Origin of the sequence: Pedobacter sp. UC225_65, assembly GCF_042698365.1 — a bacterium.
GTDB lineage: Bacteria > Bacteroidota > Bacteroidia > Sphingobacteriales > Sphingobacteriaceae > Pedobacter.
Map to the genome: position 1 here is coordinate 1,682,163 of NZ_CP170550.1, position 16,851 is coordinate 1,699,013.

20 protein-coding genes are annotated in these 16,851 nt (G+C 39.0%); 9 read left to right on the plus strand and 11 right to left on the minus strand.

The genetic code is table 11. The annotated features are described in order from the left end of the window. Positions 1-217 precede the first annotated feature (217 nt). From ACFJIZ_RS08835 to ACFJIZ_RS08860, 6 genes are all read left to right on the plus strand, one after another. Complete coding sequence (locus ACFJIZ_RS08835; RefSeq protein WP_379092468.1) at positions 218-769, plus strand: hypothetical protein; 552 nt, start codon at positions 218-220, stop codon at positions 767-769. A 290-nt stretch (positions 770-1,059) separates the two neighbouring features. Further along, positions 1,060-1,524 (plus strand): DinB family protein, encoded by a 465-nt coding sequence (locus ACFJIZ_RS08840; RefSeq protein WP_379092470.1) that lies wholly within the window; start codon positions 1,060-1,062, stop codon positions 1,522-1,524. Positions 1,525-1,736: 212 nt separating this feature from the next. Further along, positions 1,737-3,269, plus strand: a complete 1,533-nt coding sequence (locus tag ACFJIZ_RS08845) for a PAS domain-containing protein (RefSeq protein ID WP_379092473.1) — start codon at positions 1,737-1,739, stop codon at positions 3,267-3,269. Between the two features lie 13 nt (positions 3,270-3,282). After that, on the plus strand, positions 3,283-3,666 hold the full coding sequence (locus ACFJIZ_RS08850; protein ID WP_379092476.1) for a PleD family two-component system response regulator: 384 nt from the start codon (positions 3,283-3,285) through the stop codon (positions 3,664-3,666). 493 nt (positions 3,667-4,159) lie between these two features. Then, positions 4,160-4,882: an abortive infection family protein gene (locus ACFJIZ_RS08855; RefSeq protein ID WP_379092478.1), complete on the plus strand. Its 723-nt coding sequence runs from the start codon at positions 4,160-4,162 to the stop codon at positions 4,880-4,882. A gap of 161 nt (positions 4,883-5,043) precedes the next feature. Continuing rightward, positions 5,044-5,547, plus strand: coding sequence for a hypothetical protein (locus ACFJIZ_RS08860; RefSeq protein ID WP_379092481.1), 504 nt, complete (start codon positions 5,044-5,046; stop codon positions 5,545-5,547). Between the two features lie 563 nt (positions 5,548-6,110). Here ACFJIZ_RS08860 and ACFJIZ_RS08865 read toward each other — a convergent pair. The 3 genes from ACFJIZ_RS08865 to ACFJIZ_RS08875 are packed head-to-tail and all read right to left on the minus strand — an operon-like array spanning position 6,111 to position 8,003. Further along, positions 6,111-6,659, minus strand: a complete 549-nt coding sequence (locus ACFJIZ_RS08865; RefSeq protein ID WP_379092484.1) for a hypothetical protein — start codon at positions 6,657-6,659, stop codon at positions 6,111-6,113. Then, positions 6,646-6,969: an STAS-like domain-containing protein gene (locus ACFJIZ_RS08870; protein ID WP_379092486.1), complete on the minus strand. Its 324-nt coding sequence runs from the start codon at positions 6,967-6,969 to the stop codon at positions 6,646-6,648. The genes ACFJIZ_RS08865 and ACFJIZ_RS08870 overlap by 14 nt, the downstream gene beginning before the upstream one ends. Next, complete coding sequence (locus ACFJIZ_RS08875; RefSeq protein WP_379092489.1) at positions 6,966-8,003, minus strand: hypothetical protein; 1,038 nt, start codon at positions 8,001-8,003, stop codon at positions 6,966-6,968. Before ACFJIZ_RS08875 ends, ACFJIZ_RS08870 begins: the two co-directional genes overlap by 4 nt. Before the next feature lie 846 nt (positions 8,004-8,849). Between ACFJIZ_RS08875 and ACFJIZ_RS08880 the strand changes: the two genes are divergently transcribed. Both ACFJIZ_RS08880 and ACFJIZ_RS08885 read left to right on the plus strand, forming a co-directional pair. After that, positions 8,850-9,851, plus strand: a complete 1,002-nt coding sequence (locus ACFJIZ_RS08880; protein WP_379092492.1) for a cation:proton antiporter — start codon at positions 8,850-8,852, stop codon at positions 9,849-9,851. After that, positions 9,799-10,431: a hypothetical protein gene (locus ACFJIZ_RS08885; RefSeq protein WP_379092495.1), complete on the plus strand. Its 633-nt coding sequence runs from the start codon at positions 9,799-9,801 to the stop codon at positions 10,429-10,431. The genes ACFJIZ_RS08880 and ACFJIZ_RS08885 overlap by 53 nt, the downstream gene beginning before the upstream one ends. Before the next feature lie 18 nt (positions 10,432-10,449). Here ACFJIZ_RS08885 and ACFJIZ_RS08890 read toward each other — a convergent pair whose 3' ends face one another. From ACFJIZ_RS08890 to ACFJIZ_RS08905, 4 genes are all read right to left on the minus strand, one after another. Next, positions 10,450-11,118 carry a competence protein gene (locus tag ACFJIZ_RS08890; protein WP_379092498.1) on the minus strand — a complete coding sequence of 223 codons (669 nt, stop codon included), beginning with the start codon at positions 11,116-11,118 and terminating at the stop codon, positions 10,450-10,452. 122 nt (positions 11,119-11,240) lie between these two features. Further along, positions 11,241-11,546: a hypothetical protein gene (locus ACFJIZ_RS08895; protein WP_379092501.1), complete on the minus strand. Its 306-nt coding sequence runs from the start codon at positions 11,544-11,546 to the stop codon at positions 11,241-11,243. A gap of 203 nt (positions 11,547-11,749) precedes the next feature. Further along, positions 11,750-12,343: a DUF4142 domain-containing protein gene (locus ACFJIZ_RS08900; RefSeq protein ID WP_379092504.1), complete on the minus strand. Its 594-nt coding sequence runs from the start codon at positions 12,341-12,343 to the stop codon at positions 11,750-11,752. Positions 12,344-12,451: 108 nt separating this feature from the next. Then, positions 12,452-13,210, minus strand: coding sequence for a DUF72 domain-containing protein (locus tag ACFJIZ_RS08905; RefSeq protein WP_379092506.1), 759 nt, complete (start codon positions 13,208-13,210; stop codon positions 12,452-12,454). Between the two features lie 180 nt (positions 13,211-13,390). Here ACFJIZ_RS08905 and arr point away from each other — a divergent pair, with 180 nt between their 5' ends. After that, complete coding sequence (gene arr, locus ACFJIZ_RS08910; protein WP_379093960.1) at positions 13,391-13,807, plus strand: NAD(+)--rifampin ADP-ribosyltransferase; 417 nt, start codon at positions 13,391-13,393, stop codon at positions 13,805-13,807. Between the two features lie 77 nt (positions 13,808-13,884). On the opposite strand, the gene ACFJIZ_RS08915 is transcribed toward arr, so the two are convergent. From ACFJIZ_RS08915 to ACFJIZ_RS08930, 4 genes are all read right to left on the minus strand, one after another. After that, entirely contained in the window at positions 13,885-14,475 is a 591-nt protein-coding gene (locus tag ACFJIZ_RS08915) for a S41 family peptidase (protein WP_379093963.1), read from the minus strand. Further along, entirely contained in the window at positions 14,435-15,289 is an 855-nt protein-coding gene (locus tag ACFJIZ_RS08920) for a hypothetical protein (RefSeq protein WP_379092509.1), read from the minus strand. The genes ACFJIZ_RS08915 and ACFJIZ_RS08920 overlap by 41 nt, the downstream gene beginning before the upstream one ends. A gap of 71 nt (positions 15,290-15,360) precedes the next feature. Next, positions 15,361-16,167: a helix-turn-helix domain-containing protein gene (locus tag ACFJIZ_RS08925; protein ID WP_379092512.1), complete on the minus strand. Its 807-nt coding sequence runs from the start codon at positions 16,165-16,167 to the stop codon at positions 15,361-15,363. A 113-nt stretch (positions 16,168-16,280) separates the two neighbouring features. Further along, on the minus strand, positions 16,281-16,814 hold the full coding sequence (locus ACFJIZ_RS08930; protein ID WP_379092515.1) for a dihydrofolate reductase family protein: 534 nt from the start codon (positions 16,812-16,814) through the stop codon (positions 16,281-16,283). Between the last annotated feature and the right edge of the window lie 37 nt (positions 16,815-16,851).

The following is a 16,851-nucleotide window of genomic DNA, read 5'->3' on the forward strand; positions in this document are numbered from 1 at the left end:
ACTTGATCTTGCGAAAAAGATCATATTTTCTATTCAAAACTCAGATTTTTAAATTGACATTGATAAAGTGAAACTAAAATGAATAGATTTAATTAGGTTATTAAATACGATTTAAGAATTATTTACAAAATTTACATTTTAATTTACAATCCAAATCACGCAGTCCGAAAAATATCAAACTAGATTTGCTCCATCAATTTGAAAGGAGATTAAACATATGAAAAAAACAATCTATGTCCTGATTTTACCACTGGTTGTGGTGAGCGGAATGGTATTTGCCAATCGTGAAACTAAAAATGAAACGAAGCCAACTCCAAAGACTTTGTCTGTTGCTGAGCGGAAAGCCCGCATTGTAGAAGACAAGAAAAAATGGGAGGCTTCTCCAGATGGTATCAAGTACAAAAAATGGGAGCTTTCTCCCGCAGGTAAAAAGGTACATGCCAGTTATGATAAAATAGAGCAGCGTATAAAGGCTTTCCGCAACATGGAAGCAGTAGTCACCTCTACAACTTTTCAGCGCGAAAACGCGAAATCATCAGGACCAAAATGGCTTATCGTTAAGATTGATGGTGAGGATTACATGATGCAATTTAGCCTGAAGGAATTTCAGCAGTTAAATAGCCTGAAAGTTAACGACAAAATAATGGTAAGAAGCCACAGCGCAGGGTATTCGCCTAATCATCCTTATTTGATTGTATCAGGCGACTACATTGCGCAAAATGACAAGGTGATTTTTAAACGTGACTTTAGCAAAAATAACCGTTGCTGAGGATTAGGGGCCTCTCCATCTAGCGACAATTGCATTGAATCAAATCATCGAAAAATATTTAAAAACCCAAAAGCCATGCAGAAATGTGTGGCTTTTTGTTTACTTGCCAGCGATGAATTTTAATTGCAAACCGGTTTACTTGTTTATAAAGCGCATCCTAAACAATTGGATCAATATCATCCTTGCGAATAGATCTTAAAAAATGAAATAAAGTTTGAACTTTAAGGTGAATGGGCTATTTTAGAAAACATTACGGCTTCTTCTCTTGCCAACAACTTAAACCCATTTAAATGATTGATGAACGTTTCGAATGTGAAATTTTAAGAGCTAGCAGAACTAGGTTGTTGCATTTGATTGAAACAAGTAGTGACGAAATATTATTTAAAATTCCATCAGGCTTTAACAACAATATAATTTGGCAGATTGGTCATTGTATCACTTCTCAACAGCGGCATATGTATATGCGTAGTGGATTACCGATGTACATTTCTAAAGAATTCATGGAGTCCTTCAAAATTGGATCATCTCCAGCTTCTTGGAAAATTACTCCTGATGTTAATGAAGTAAAACATTTATTGATTGATACAGTTAACCACCTTGAAGCAGATCTGGAATCCGGATTATTTGTCAACTATGAACCTTTTGTGTTACCCATGGGGTTTCAGGTAAAAAATCATATCCAGGCATTACAAGCCGCTAACTATCACGAAGCAGAGCATAGTGGAAAGATTTTTACCTATTTGAAGCTGCTATAGTTTTCGAACCGTGATGAGCAATTATAATTTATCCCTTTCCTTCGTGTCTTATTTCCGGATTTGGATTGCAATTTTAGCTTTCTAATAAGAATTAATCAGCTTTCTAAAGTGAATCACTATCTTAATCAGAAAAATGAATTGGAAATTATTTGCAATAATAAAAAACCAAGCCTGCCTCATTTGTGTTTATTTGTGAATAAAAACGAAATCATTTGGACGAAAGAACATATAATGACAAGAAAGAAGCTGGAGCAAAACTCGATTTAGAGCTGCTTTCTAAGGTAATGGATGCTACCAATACTGGTATTGTAATTACCGACAATCTGCTACCAGACAATCCTATTATTTATTGCAACCCCGCCTTTGAAACACTATCAGGCTATAAGCGTAAAGAGATCATTGGCCATAACTGCCGATTTTTACAGGGCAAAGACCGCTCACAGCAACAGCGTAAGGAGATTGCAACTGCCCTTAAAAATGGAGAAGCATGCCATGTAGAAATCCGAAATTATACCAAAAAAGGAAATCTATTTTGGAACGAGCTCTATATTTCGCCAGTAAAGGATGAAAATGGTAAGATCACCAACTTCATCGGTGTACAGAATGATGTCACCTTAAGAAAAAAATCGCAGCTCGCTCTAGAAATGAACCAGCGTGACATGGAGCTTCAGATTGAAGAACGTACGCAACTCTACAAAGAAAGCCAAGAATACCTCACATCTATTGTAGAAACGCTACGTGAAAGCCTATTGGTGATGGATAAAGAATATAGGATTTTAAGCGCAAATAACCATTTTCTAAATACCTTTAAAGTTTCGCTCAACGAAACCATTGGAAGACCATTATATGAACTAGGCAATGGGCAGTGGAATATCCCAGAGCTTAAAAAAATGATGGAAGAAATTCTGCCAACCAACAATCCTGTTCTTGATTATGAAGTAGAACACGAATTTCCTCATATCGGAAAAAAATTGATGCTGCTCAACGCCCATCGAATTGAGCTTGAGGGCCAATATAAGGATTGGATATTACTTGCCATTGAAGACATTACAGAACGCAGGGCCATACAGCAGCGCAAAGACGATTTTCTTTCTATCGCTAGCCACGAACTCAAAACACCTTTGACTACCATTGTGGGCTATATGCAACTCATGGACAAGCTCATGCCAGATAATGCCAGCGAAAAATTTAAAGGAGTAGTAGAAAAGACAGGAAAGTATGTTAAACGCCTTAACCAACTTTTAGGTGAACTGCTAGATGTATCACGTATCCAAACGGGTAACATCGAACTTCATCGTGAGCCTTTCGACTTTGATCGCATGATTGTAGAAACGATTGATGCGATCCGCGCTGCCACACCAAAAAGAAAAATCGAGGTAAATGGAAAGACTGGCAGAGATTTTAACGGTGACGAATCGCATCTTGTGCAGGTGCTTTCAAACCTGCTGAGCAATGCCATTAAATATTCTCCCGAGAATAGTACCGTTGAGGTACAGGTTAGTACGATCAGTGATTTTATGAAAGTGTCTGTTATAGATAAGGGGATGGGAATTGCTATTGATGAACAGGCAAAAGTCTTCGACCGTTTCTACCGTGTAGGTGAAGTACAGCGGCAATATCCTGGCATGGGCATCGGTCTTTACATCTGCCAACAGATCATTACCAATCATGGTGGCACCATCTGGGTAGAGAGCGAAAAGTCAAAAGGTTCGGTATTCAGTTTCACTCTTCCCATTAACTCTTAATTAGCAGTCCTATATGAAAAACAAAAAAATATTGGTCTGCGACGATGACCAAGGCATACTTGAGATGCTGGAACTGATTCTTGAGGACGAATATGAGGTAGTGCTTGAGCCTAATAGTGTTAATGCGTTAACCACCATCCAACGGGAATCTCCTGACCTTGTTTTACTTGACATCTGGATGCCTGTAATTTCGGGAGACCAAATTCTTGGCCAGCTTCGGACAAATCCCGCTACCACTTCAATTCCGGTATTGATGTACTCGGCAAGCACCGAGGGAAAATCAATTGCACAAGTTGCAGGTGCAAATGCCTTTCTCGCCAAGCCATTTGATATTACCCAATTGTTAGACAGTATAGCCTCACTTTTGGAAGATCAATCGAACCCACAGCCAGCTTAAGAAAAATATGAAGCTTCCAGGAGAGCGCCTGGTCTAACTTGAGCGCAACAGTTAAAGAAGGGTTAGTTTGAAGCTCATTAATTAACCCTCATAAAGATTGCTGTGTCCTTCTAAAATTGGCTTGTAAAAAGTACCGATGAACATATATCAAAAAAGCCACTCATTTTCATAAGTGGCTTTCTCTTAAATTGACAATCGTGTTGAAAAGCAATAAACAATTTGTGCCCGCAGAAAAATCAAATTCGAACCAATTATTGGAAGATTTAAGGCTTTTGGCTTTCTTTTGAGCAATTTGAGTCTAACCCAGTAAGATAGTTTTGGAACCAAATAAAGTGTAAATCTCATATTGAAAACAATGAAATCAAATCACCATATTTGTTTGAATTAACATCTACACTGTACATTGTAAACTCGATCAAAAACTTACTATGAATGCTTCACAAATTTCTCCAAAATATCTAATGGGCATTATTACCGAAATTGACGCCGCACTTTGGAATTTTTTAATAGTAGTAAATATAAGAATGTAAAGTTTTACATTCAGAGATGGCATGAATACGACGAGCGGGGGGATTGGGAAAATTTCCACATCTTTACAAAAGATAACGGAGATATTTTATTGTTAGAAACCTTGCACACAATGCCAGGTGATCTACTATTAAAAATAGCCGTAGACTTAGGCGTCCAAACGCCCGACTTTATTCCCGCTGTTGCTACCTTTAGAAACGATATCAAGTCTAATCATAGCTCATCTATCATAGCTTTCGAGAAGGCATTTAAGGATATTGAGGACCACCCGGATTTATCCATTGGTTTAGCAAACACCACCCTTGAAGGCATTATTAAGGATATTCTTAAGGATGATAGAATTAAAGTTCAATATGATAAGACCAAAACTTTGTATGATTTAGTACAAGATATACTAAAGGCGTTTTGCCTTTATCCCAACTCTGAAATGCCGATGGAAGTTAAGCAAATTGGAAGTGGTCTATTAAAAGTGAATCAAAGCATAGAAAAGCTAAGAAGCGAGCAGACAGCAATGCATGGAAAAGCTCAAGAAGAGTTAACAATTAAAGACCCACTCTACGCATACTTCGTTATAAATTCTGTTACAACTATTGGTTTATTCTTTAAGTCCTATTATAAATTAAAGTTTCCTCCAGTTTATGAACCACCTGTCTTCGATTTTGATGAGGATGATAGCTTGCCATTTTAGGAACGAAGTGAAGCAGACTGCGAATTTCGCTATAAACAAAGCTATATATAAAAGCAAAACAATTTTTTACTACCGAACTCTCTAAATCATTTAATATTATTTCCCATGTGGCGTCGAACTTAACACTTGCGCTAGTGTGGGAAAAATAACTAAAAATATACATGAAAGAAAACGTAATAAAAACAACAGCCAATGGTGATGAAATTAATTTGTATACTTCCTTAGGAGAAGCCCTACTAAAAACTCAAGTAGTTGAACAAGCTTTGAGTCATTCAATAACCCTTAAAATGAACTCTAATGAAACAAAAGAACAAGCTGAGGAATTCTTAAAACAGCAACAGAATTATACATTAGGAAAAGCCATTAGAATTGCAGAAAAAGAAAAACTATATAATTTGCCATTGCAAAATGAATTAAATGCCTTTCTAAATCAAAGAAATTGGCTAATTCACAAAGTTATCATTGGGAACGAAGAGGATTTTAATACGGGAATTATAAAAGAAGACTTACTAGTCAAGATTCATTCTATTTCGGACAAAGCGGAAAATATTCATCGCAAAATAGAATATGATTTGATAGACTTTTGCTCTTCCAAAGGAAAAGATATGTCAAAAATTAGATCGTTATTAGAATTACAAGAACAAAGGATTAGGACCCGAAAGTAACCTGATGTCCATAAATCAATGATTTTAGTCCTCTCATACTCGCAAGGATTAAGGCCTGTTGCAGACCTTACAGAGAAGTTTCAGACATGACATTTCGGGATTCACTACCATAGTATATTGAAGGAAAATACGTTCCCAGTACACGTGTCAAATATGAACCTAAGCCGAGTTAAATTAAAAATAAAAGCCACTCATCTCTTAGTAGCTTTCATTTTTTTTGACAACCCCAAAGGGAGGGTTAACAATTTGTACTCCCAAGAGAATCAAAACCGAACCAATTGTTAGAAGATTTGAGGGTTCTAGCTTCATTCGAGCAATTTGAGGATGACCCAGAAGTAAAGTTTTCGAACCATTAATTTTTTAGTTGATCTCAGCGTTCGCAGGAAGTGCGAAACAAAATCTACTACCTTCCTCTTTTGGCGCAAGTTTTATACAAAGCGTGACTTGTACTATAATTATATTTGGAGCGAAAATCAAATTCTTAAGCAAAAGCCTACGCACATCAGACTTTCTCTTGTATAAACGCTAATAATGTAAGATAAACATCAAAATAATATTATTGACTAGATCTTATTGATATCGAATATGAGCTCAAAATATTTTTGTTTCAATGCAGCCGAACTCCTCTTTGCCGAAGTATACTGCACACCAGATAGTGTTGCTGAATTGTTAGCTCCCCTCACTCCAGTAAGCGTACGTCTAAACAGCCTGATTGAAGTCCGTATTGGTTGCGCATCTACCAATTTGCAATGACTGGCCATAATCAGATTTTCAATCAAATGGAGGTTCTCATTTAGCAGCTTGATGTCATGTGCCATAGTCTGGATTGAGTAAGTTCTAGCATCAATATAGTTATTAATGCCGTCAAGCAATTTAATCGACTCTCGGACCTCTCCAATAAGCAGTTGCTTTTCGCTATTTTCCTTGTTAAATATTCGACCCAATCTTACAGTGATGTATATCCCAAGCACAGTTGTAATCGACAAACTGAAGAGATCAAAGTAGCTGATTTCCTTTTCGAATGTAAAGTAAGTGTAGTTGCAAAGGAAAACACCGATTATTGCTCCAAGGGCAACCAGTCCAACAAAAAGGAAAGTATTACTCAGCTTCATCGATATAACTGGCAATTTCCTCTATCCAATCCGGTTCCTCGTTGGAAACTATACGTATGTACTTTTTTACTTTAGCTTTACCAAATTCTTGAACGAGTCTGACGAAGGCCTCATCCAAAAAAGAGGTGGCGTACCCTTCCGTATCGTCAAGGTCAACAACTAGGACAGCATTTTCGGCAACAGCCTTAGCGAATGCGTCCTTCAGGCATTTGTCAAAAAATTCTTGGCCCGAATCGTCTCCATCTTCGTAATACCTTGCACCAGGCGTTTCGGAGAACGCAGTGCTGATTTTTAAAATGTGCTCATTCATGATGTGCAGTTTTTATCTAAAATCCAAGAATAGAATGTTCCCATAAATGGGGTTCTAAGTTTTGTTGTAGTTCCAGTTTCAAAATCCAAAACTACATTATTTGTAATTACCTTTAGTCCTGTAACGGTAAATTTGTCAAAATTCTTCTTAATTACAATCAAACCACGTCCCCGGTTTTTTTGTTTGGTGCGAGAGCGAAATTCCCCCTCAAAAGCCCTCTCTAAGATTTCCTCAGGTGATAAAAGAAGACGTTTGCCAAGCCTAACATGAATTGTATTGATAATACCATCACCATTGTCCACAAAACAAAATTCGACCTTGGCGTTTACCGTGTCGTGCCTGGTCGAAATATACCAACTCTTTTCCCTTTTCTTCTTAGATTGGTTGAGATAGGCATGATTCACTGAATTCGTCATCAGTTCGATAAGCATCCCCTGTAACCGTTGATTCTTTTTGTCGACGCCGAATACCGTTTTCATTGCCTTATGAATGATCGGAACAGTATCTTTCTGCAAAATAGTAGTCTTACCTTTTTTTAAGGTAGTGTTGAGATTATCTTTATTTTGAACATATCCTTGAAAGAACTGTCTAAAGCCGATATGTTCGAAGAATTTCCTTGCATCGGGGTCCGAAGGTTTGTTAACGCTTACTGACCTTTTCAACTTGGCAATATCATGGCAGAGTGATAATAGGATTGTTGCAGCACCATCGTCAAGGTCTGTGACTTTAGAAAAATCGAAGTCAAAGTACCTGATATTGGCATTCTCGAGTAGCTTTTTCGTCCTGTAAATGATTTCCAAAACACCTTCTACATTATTGTCAATTGAAAATTCTGATGGAAGGTGTATCCTGATACGTTTGTTTTGGGTGTTGTATAAACTACTATTTCCAGATCTATCCCTTGTGTAACGTTTAGACCTTCGCCTTATGTATCTATTCTGGTTTTTGGTGAAATCATTAAACCTTCTGCGCTGTTTTAATGATCTGAGCTGTTTGGAGGCGGAAAGTTTTCTTTTCTTTTGTCTTTTCTGCATTATCTAGTCTGACGTCTTTCTGAAAGAAAATTCCAATTTTTATACAGAAGACGTTTAGTTTGAGTGGTTAATATTAAATTAAAGTTAGCTATTTAAAATAACAGTTTTCAAAAAGTAAAAATTATGAACATTCCTTTCACTGGTACAGATGGAACCCAAACTAGCGCGGAGTCTTAAGCACAGCGTGACTTGTGCTTTTTAAAAATCTAAAAAATATTTAAAATCAAAAAGCCACTCATTTTCATAAGTGGCTTTCTCTTAACTGGACAATCCCGTTCAAAAGCAATAAACAATTTGTACTCTCAATAGAATTCGAACCCATAACTTGAAGTTCTCTAAGCTCATAGCTGAAACCAAGTCTGATTGTAAATCTACAATTGATTAAGTCTTATCTTATTGCATATCGTTTCGCTTAGATTTCAACTCTTGTAAAATCTCTCGTAAGATTTTGGTCTGAAGAGCGCTATTTCTACTGATAATATACAGTGCATAAAACAAAGTAACAATCATCACAAAATAGATGATAAAGGGAAGGAGGAGGAAAAAGTCCATAAGGGTTTGGTTTAGTGTAAGCCTAAAATAGGATATTTATCCTTAACCTTTAGCAATTGGGGAACGCTATCCATAAAAAAATGCGTTGCAACGCCATTTACATTTCATATTGATCAGCATTTTTATATTTTTACTGTACAAGGTATACAATCAAAAGCTGCAACCATCCCTATGCAGTTTTATTGATCACCTAGATTGCCGATACCAAAAAATTTCCAGTTGATGAGGCTGGGCATTTATTTTCAAAAAAGATAGACCTTGTAACCTTTACAAACCGCTTATACCGCTATTTGAATGCACAGCATCTTACCTTTTTTACTGGCCATGGTTGCCGCCATCGTACTTTTGCAAATGTTAGCTACCAAACTGAGGGTGGCCTACCCTATCCTATTGGTGGTGGCAGGTCTGCTCGTTAGTTTTATTCCGGGTTTGCCTGTGGTCAAGATCAATCCCGACCTTATCTTTTTCATTTTCCTACCTCCCTTATTGTTTGAAGCCGCTTGGTCTATCTCATTTAAGGAAATGAAAAAATGGTGGCGGATCATCAGCAGTTTTGCTTTTCTGGTTGTATTTTTCTCGGCACTATCGGTCGCCTTGTTTACCAATTATTTTATCCCTGGGTTTTCATTGGCCCTCGGTTTTTTACTGGGTGGTATTGTATCTCCGCCCGATGCGGTAAGTACTGGAGCCATCACTAAATTTGTGAAGATCCCCAAATCTACCGCAGCCATCTTAGAAGGAGAAAGTCTGTTGAACGATGCCTCTTCCTTGATCATCTTCCGCTTTGCGCTGGTAGCCGTAGGCACGGGTCAGTTCATTTGGCAGGAAGCTACCCTTACCTTCTTATGGATGGTGATTGGCGGTATAGCCATTGGGCTGTTATCGGCCTGGTTATTTGTACAGGCGCATAAAAAGTTGCCTACCGATGCCCCTTCTGATATTGCACTAACACTGATCGAACCTTATTTTATGTATTGGATCGCTGAGCAATGCCATAGCTCTGGCGTATTGGCCGTTGTTGCAGGTGGACTGTTCATGTCGTCAAAGCGCTTGATATTTTTGAACAGCAGCAGCCGGGTCAAAGGTTATAGCGTTTGGGAGAGTTTTGTATTTATACTCAATGGCATTGTATTCTTGATCATTGGGCTTGAACTGCCAGAGATCACTGCCGGCTTAAAAACCCGTGGCATTCCGCTCAGTACCGCCATTGGTTATGGGGTAATGGTGACGGGGGTGCTCGATCTTGGCCAGGATCATCAGCTCTTATGCGGCATTGATCACCACCATGATCTTTAGGCCAAGTGTAATGCCTAGCGCTACCAATACCAGAAGAAGATTGCTGATGCCACTTTTGCTGGGCTGGACAGGCATGCGTGGTGTAGTCTCATTGGCTGCCGCCCTTGCTATTCCAGTTACCTTTGACAATGGTCTGTTATTTCCACACCGAAACCTGATCCTGTTCATCACTTTTGTGGTGATATTGCTCACACTATTGATACAAGGCCTTACCTTGCCTTACCTGATCAAACGTACCCAGCTATTTAATGGACTTTACGAAGAAAAGGAAGGGGAAATGAGCCACAAGATCAAACAACAGCTGAGGCAGCACATCTACCAGTTCCTTAAAAACAAACACGAAAACGAACTGAACGACCGAAAGGCGATGGAGAAGATTTTACACCATTGGGAGGAAAAAACCAAAGCGGCAGATGATGATTGGATGAACGAAAAAACCAAACTCATCTTTATCGAGATGTTGGAAAGCCAACGGCAATTCCTGAGTGAACTGAACAAAGACCCCAGCATCAATGAAGAGGATATCCGCCAACAGTTGTATCAGATCGATCTGGAAGAAGAACGCTTGAAGATGATCTAATCTTACAAAAACAAGAACTTACTTTACATACCTTGCCATAAAATCCTTGCGGGGAATCATGTGCAGATACGCATAGGCTCCAGAAAGTTGGCTTCGTTGTTTGAGCTGATATAAAAAGTAACCGCCCAAATCAAATATCAATGGGCATTGGGCCGCATACCATACCTTGTGTGGATGGCGCCAGGTAAAAGAATACAAATGCGAAGTTAGGGGAATATTGCGCAGTTCTGGATGGTGAAAAGTGAGCACCCTTGGCTTGGGCATACCTTGTAACACCTCTAGCTTGCGGACCATGGTGAGGTTTGCCGTATGCGAAAATTCAAATCCATCCAACCTAGGATCATCAACTTCTGGTAGGTGTTTGAGAATTTTAAATCCTTTGAACTTTTTGCCATTGATTACCCAAACCAAGTTGGGATAAAAGGTTTCCCTGCTCTGCAGTTCGGCCAATGTGATGGGCGAATTCTGGAATTCGATGGTCGTTCCGCAAGGAGTATGTACATCGGCGCGATGGTAATAACCTTCAGCCTTGTTCAGAAAGGTCTTTTCCCTATACGATGCAGGAAATGCATTTTTCCATCCACTATGCCATTCGCTTTCTCCGTTAAAAACCCGAAGTGATTTTGCAACAGCTGGATCAGCAACACTTTCCAATACACTTAAAGAAGACGGGGATTGCAATGGCATGTTACAAAAATAACACATTGTCGCCTCATCTGATGCAAAAAATTGAAGTTGAAACATTCATTTTTCCATGAGGCTTAATGATGCGTTTAAAGGCATTCGACCTAACAAATCCTAATCAATTTTTAACTTACATTCCCAATCAATGCGAGTGCTTGCTGTAAGGATAAACTGTAGGCTAAGCAATCATCGAGCACTACCAATACCTGAAGTCCGTCGTATTGTTGATACGCAGATGTAGACGTTTTCCCTTCCAACCATTCGTTAAAAGCCTGCACAATTCCATCAGGATCCTGCGGAACAATCAATAAAGCAGTTACGGTTTTCCCATTAATGGTACTCCCCAAAGGCACTACCTGCATATTGATCAACCTACAAGCTTGGTGATAGTTCATCCCCAGCTCTTCTTTTTCATTAACTTCAACTGTCATTTGACAAATAAATTTATCCAAAATTAATGCACAACCAACCATAAATCTTGTGTAAACAACTGAAAAACAATGGGCAAACAACTGTTTTTACATTGTAACTACATCTAACAGATTGAAGCTGCTAAAATTGGCGTACAACCAAAAATCCACACTTTACTGCGTGGATTTTTGGTTGTTAACTGTAATAAATTTAAGCAATAGCCTTATTTCCTCTGTTTTTCAATGCCTTCTATATGGCCAAGGTGTGCTTTAAGGGTTGGTAAGGTTTTAACAATAAAAGCCTTTACATCTGGATCTTTAACCTTGTTCATGGCTTCTTCAAATTCCTTCACATCGTTTTTATGGTCTTTGATCATCAGGTCTACATAAGCCTTGTCGAAATCCTTTCCTATTTTTTTCGAAAGGTCGTCTTTGAGCTGTTGTTTGTCTTTGCTCAGTGTAGTTGGAAGTGTAATTTTCTTGCTTTGTGCAAGTGTTTTTAGTTCTTCGTTGATTTTGGAATGGTCATCTACCATCATTTTTCCAAACTCTTTAACCTTTGCATCTAATGCCTTTGTTTGGGTAAGTGTGCCCAACTCAACTTCCAATAGGCCACCATCGGCCGCATCTGTAGCAAATTCGGCATCTTCCTCGCCAACTGCAATGGCAGAGAGCTGTGCGGTATCACTTTCTACCGAATCAACTTTGGCCTCATTTACACTATCTGCAAGGTCTTTACTATCTGTTTGGGCGTTATTGCCACAAGACGACAACATACCTAGTACGATTGCCGCAATGAAGTAATTTGATTTTTTCATAGGTTTAATATTTTTCGTAAAAAGAAAACAGCTCAAACTGTATTTAGTTTTACATCATACAATTTTAGTCTGTCCCGATGGCACACCGCAGCTCTAGCCATAAGGCAACTAAGCTTTAGCAGCCAACAACCGCTTCAAGGTGTGCAGATTGGCATAGGCATCACCCATGGTATTATTGAAATAAACGAACACTTTTTTCCTTTCCTCTAACCATCCCTTGATGTATTCGGCATATCCACCGAGTTCTTCCTCACTGTAACTTCCTTTGTAATCGCCTTCGGGCCCATGGAAACGCAGGTACACAAAATCCGTCCATGGATCAATAACGGGACTATGTTCTGGATACTTGTCGTGGATGACCAAGCCCATGTTGTAGGTTTGCAAAAGTTCCAATACAGGTTCTGCATATAGCGAATGGTGACGAAATTCGAAGGCAATCCTCCAATGCCTATCGGGATCATTTGCCCTTAATGCCGACAGCAATACACGCAATTGAGAAAGGTTTCCAATCCTGATGCTACGGGGAAGCTGTACGAGTAGACAACCTTTTTTTTGACCCACATGAGCAATCACCTGCATAAATTTGGCCAACAGCTTTGGATCAAACGCAAGGTCTTTGTTATGGGTAATTTCTCTAAAAGCCTTAAAAGTAAAAAGAAATTCTTTGGGTACGTCTGCTGCCCATCTTTTCATTGTTACACTTTGTGGCAGCTTATAAAATGAACTGTTGACCTCTATGGTGTCCATTAACGAGGCATAATAATGTAACCTGCTCTTGTCCTGAAATTCTTCTGGATAAAAAAGCTTATTGGGCACAGGAAGCACAAGGCCACTGGTACCTAAATGATAAGAAGTTGATTTCATCATGATCAGCAGCTTAGGGGTAACCATTCGTTCATTTACAACTATGTTGACAAGAAATAGTTTTTGGAAAAACAAAAAAATTGACCTTAAAGCCTGCTCATACCTATCTGTTCAGGCACTTATTGTGTATATTTATGTTGAACAATCTCACCTATTAAAAACACAAACACAATGGAAAAATCAATGGAGGCCAACCAAGAACGCGATCTACAACAGTTCTATCATGGTACAAAAGCCAACTTAAAACTAGGCGATTTGATTGAAGCTGGTTTCAATTCAAACTATGGCAAGCAGAAAAAAGCAGCCTTTGTGTATTTAACCGCCACCTTAGAGGCTGCTACATGGGGTGCCGAATTGGCCTTGGGCGAAGGACCTGGCAGAATCTATATTGTAGAACCCATTGGCCAGATTGAAGACGACCCCAATCTGACCGATAAGAAATTTCCAGGCAATCCCACAAAGTCGTACCGCACGCGTGAGCCACTTCGGGTGATTGGAGAAGTTACCTCTTGGCAAGGACATACCCCAGCGCAGCTCAAAGCCATGAAAGACCACCTCGAACAATTGAAACAACTTGGAATAGAAGCCATTGAGGATTAAGAAGAGAATGAAATAAAAAAAGCAGCCTTTTCAGTACTGCTTTTAAACTCAGGAGATAAAGACTTGAATTACCAAACCTAATCCTCTACATAGTGTAAGGCAAATTCTACCCAGTCTTCAACAGAATAGTCTAGATAAACATCTGGTTGGATGCCAATATTATCTATTGGATAGTCTGGCAAACGCATTGCCCGATAGGTAGGCATAAATACTTGATAGCCTGGACATCCGAAATCTACCAGATAGGCATTGCCATAATCCAACGCACCATAACTGGGCCTACCTAACAACTTAACTTTTTTGCTTTGTTTTGCGATGAACAAAAAGTATTCTGCCGAACTTCCTGTTGCCTTATCTGCAAGGATAATAATTTGTCGAGGGCTTTTGGTCGCCAATTCGACATTTTCAATATAAACAGGTTTACCAGTATCGGTAAAGGTGACAAACTTGCCGAGGTTTTCTTTTAGTTTCTTTATTTGTTTATCTATTCCATCTGTTGAGGTATTCTTATCGAGGCTTTTTTTGTAGGTCTCCAAATTTTCAATATAAGTCTGGGTAGCCAGAAATTCTGCTCTCGTGTTCCGTATCGATTTTCCAGAAATGTATGGTAGTAGTTTTTGATAGGCGTCAGTTGTTCCTCCAGGATTGCCACGAAGGTCGATGATCAGGTTCTCGCTGTTTTCGAATCTGTGTGCTGTGCTGCGAGATCAACTCATCAATTTTCCCCAAATACTGGTATTCAAAACTTGGTAGCTTAAGCATCGACGTCTTAGCAGATAGTTTTTTGAAATAAAAACCTGTAAGTTCCTTTAGTTTCTCTTCCTGTTGAGCTGCACTTACTGATGGCAGGGGAAGCGTCTTTACAAGTGCCACACCAACTGCATCCAGAAATAGAATTCCCTCTTTATAAGTACTGTAATGTCCACTTTTTTTCGACCTGTCTAAAAGCGCGTACTCAAAAGTTCCATTCTTGAACAACCTAAACTTGATGTCGCCAGCTTTCCATAGGGTTGATTTTGCCTCGATGATGAAACCTGTGTATTCATTTTCATTCAACTTTTTGATTCCAATTTGATATCCTTCTGTTAACCATACTCCTTCTAATGTATCTTGTGAAGTCTTTACCTTATTTTGGAAATCCTGCATATTGAACGTCACAGATTCTGCAGCACCACTACTGCCAGAAGCGAAAGGAGGTCCATTGGAACCGACCCATAAATGTGGATCTTTGAAAAAATCTGTGTATGCTTTCAGCACTTTTTCGCAGGTGCCCTTAGCTGTATTTTTGGCTGCACGGGTTAGTCTTTGTTTTAGTTCTTGATAAGGAAGCACTTCCTTTGTCTTTGTGGCAAAACCTGGGTATTCAGTTTCCACTTTTTTGATCAGTTTTTCTAGTACCACCGCACAGTTACAGCCTGGTTGTTGTGCATTCATCGAAAATGAAAACATGGTAAAAACGAGGCCGAGTAATAATCTTTTCATATGAGATATTGATTGATTGAGCTGCAAACATAGCAACGTCAATACCGCAAAAATTGTAAAAATGTAAACCGCTAGATAAATAACCAAATGGATGCACTGCTGGTATCCACATTTTTAAAGAAAGCATAAGGGTTAACATTGGTCAGTTGTTTAAAATCCCTGATCAGATGTGATTGATCATAAAAAAGGCTCTCATAAGACAGTTCAGTAAGGTTTCGGATATTTTTCTGTTGGTTGATCACTTTCCTGAACCGATGGATCCTATAAAATTCTGAGGGCGATTTACCCACATTTCTGGTAAAGAGCCGATTGAGGTATTGTCTCGAAAAGTTATTTTGTAAGGCAATGTCGCTTATCTTCATCCCAGATTCGATATCGGCGATAACACGCTCCATCAAGCCTGCTGCACTGGCCTTAAGTTTTGAGAGCCAGTAGTCCTCCAGATTTTGTCGCTGAAGGTTCCTATCTCCTTCTTGCAATAGCGCTTTCATTGTTGGTATAAAATCTTCAAAAGGATTAAAATCTAAGGCATTGCCTTGTTTCAAAAGCTCATGCACATTATCCAAAAAATAATTGATGGCCAAAGGCTTGAAGTAGATTGTGAGCTCATTAAGTTCACCTTCAACCAGCACCTCGATTGGCGAAGTATAGCGCGACACAAAATTAGCCATGATATTTTCTTGCCGAGCTGGCCTAACGGTGATTTTGTGTTGCTGCGTTTCAATCTCCACATCCTTACTCACAGACACGATAAAGAAATTATTTGGAAATGTCCAATAATGTAGGCTTTCAGCATTTTCATCCGGAGAGATAAAATAATAACCTTCTATGTATCTTTTCAAAACCTCATTGATAGGTCTATAAAATTCCATTTTCATCTTCCAATTCTGCTTTATCGTTTCCTTGTACAACACTTTTAACGGAGATGCAAATATAACAATATCGATCAACGAACCCGTACAAGAAAGCCCATTATAAGAGCTGAGATGGTTTATTGATCGATACGATAGCGAAGCGATACCAAGCCAGATTCATACGTTTTGCTTGCTAACATCGTAAGTTTAGTTCGGCTATCACTTCCGCGAAAAAGAAGCTTACCGCTACCCAGCAGAATAGGGTGCACAGACAGCCATAACTCATCTACCAAGCCTTCTTTCATAAAGGCGTCGGTAAGCGATGCCCCGCCGTATAACCAGATATCTTTACCAGGTTGTGCTTTGATCCTCTTCGCTTCATTGAGGCTATCTTCTGATACCAATATGGCACCTTTCTTTACCGAAGTTAATGTGGTAGAAAACACATATTCAATCATTGGAGGCATACCTGGCACCATTTGACCATGATTGCTATCGGCATATTGTTGTGCCATCTCGTAACTTTTACGACCAATAAAGATAGCATCCACTCGGGTAAAAAATTCATTTAAACCATAATCCTGATCTGTAAAACACCAGTCGTATTCACCATTTGGTCCTTCAATGTAGCCATCCAAAGTAACGGCCAGCCCTAAAATTAATTTTCGCATGTCGTTTTTGTTTTTTGTACTTCAAAATTGCGGAAAC

What these genes read in the sequence shown, in the direction of transcription:
- ACFJIZ_RS08880 (WP_379092492.1), top strand. Translation starts at nt 8,850, where the DNA reads ATGCACAGCATCTTACCTTTTTTACTGGCCATGGTTGCCGCCATCGTA.
- ACFJIZ_RS08875 (WP_379092489.1), bottom strand. Translation starts at nt 8,003, where the DNA reads ATGCAGAAAAGACAAAAGAAAAGAAAACTTTCCGCCTCCAAACAGCTC.
- ACFJIZ_RS08930 (WP_379092515.1), bottom strand. Translation starts at nt 16,814, where the DNA reads ATGCGAAAATTAATTTTAGGGCTGGCCGTTACTTTGGATGGCTACATT.
- ACFJIZ_RS08840 (WP_379092470.1), top strand. Translation starts at nt 1,060, where the DNA reads ATGATTGATGAACGTTTCGAATGTGAAATTTTAAGAGCTAGCAGAACT.
- ACFJIZ_RS08835 (WP_379092468.1), top strand. Translation starts at nt 218, where the DNA reads ATGAAAAAAACAATCTATGTCCTGATTTTACCACTGGTTGTGGTGAGC.
- ACFJIZ_RS08900 (WP_379092504.1), bottom strand. Translation starts at nt 12,343, where the DNA reads ATGAAAAAATCAAATTACTTCATTGCGGCAATCGTACTAGGTATGTTG.
- arr (WP_379093960.1), top strand. Translation starts at nt 13,391, where the DNA reads ATGGAGGCCAACCAAGAACGCGATCTACAACAGTTCTATCATGGTACA.
- ACFJIZ_RS08860 (WP_379092481.1), top strand. Translation starts at nt 5,044, where the DNA reads ATGAAAGAAAACGTAATAAAAACAACAGCCAATGGTGATGAAATTAAT.
- ACFJIZ_RS08850 (WP_379092476.1), top strand. Translation starts at nt 3,283, where the DNA reads ATGAAAAACAAAAAAATATTGGTCTGCGACGATGACCAAGGCATACTT.
- ACFJIZ_RS08890 (WP_379092498.1), bottom strand. Translation starts at nt 11,118, where the DNA reads ATGCCATTGCAATCCCCGTCTTCTTTAAGTGTATTGGAAAGTGTTGCT.
- ACFJIZ_RS08865 (WP_379092484.1), bottom strand. Translation starts at nt 6,659, where the DNA reads ATGAAGCTGAGTAATACTTTCCTTTTTGTTGGACTGGTTGCCCTTGGA.
- ACFJIZ_RS08925 (WP_379092512.1), bottom strand. Translation starts at nt 16,167, where the DNA reads ATGAAAATGGAATTTTATAGACCTATCAATGAGGTTTTGAAAAGATAC.
- ACFJIZ_RS08920 (WP_379092509.1), bottom strand. Translation starts at nt 15,289, where the DNA reads ATGAAAAGATTATTACTCGGCCTCGTTTTTACCATGTTTTCATTTTCG.
- ACFJIZ_RS08895 (WP_379092501.1), bottom strand. Translation starts at nt 11,546, where the DNA reads ATGACAGTTGAAGTTAATGAAAAAGAAGAGCTGGGGATGAACTATCAC.
- ACFJIZ_RS08870 (WP_379092486.1), bottom strand. Translation starts at nt 6,969, where the DNA reads ATGAATGAGCACATTTTAAAAATCAGCACTGCGTTCTCCGAAACGCCT.
- ACFJIZ_RS08905 (WP_379092506.1), bottom strand. Translation starts at nt 13,210, where the DNA reads ATGATGAAATCAACTTCTTATCATTTAGGTACCAGTGGCCTTGTGCTT.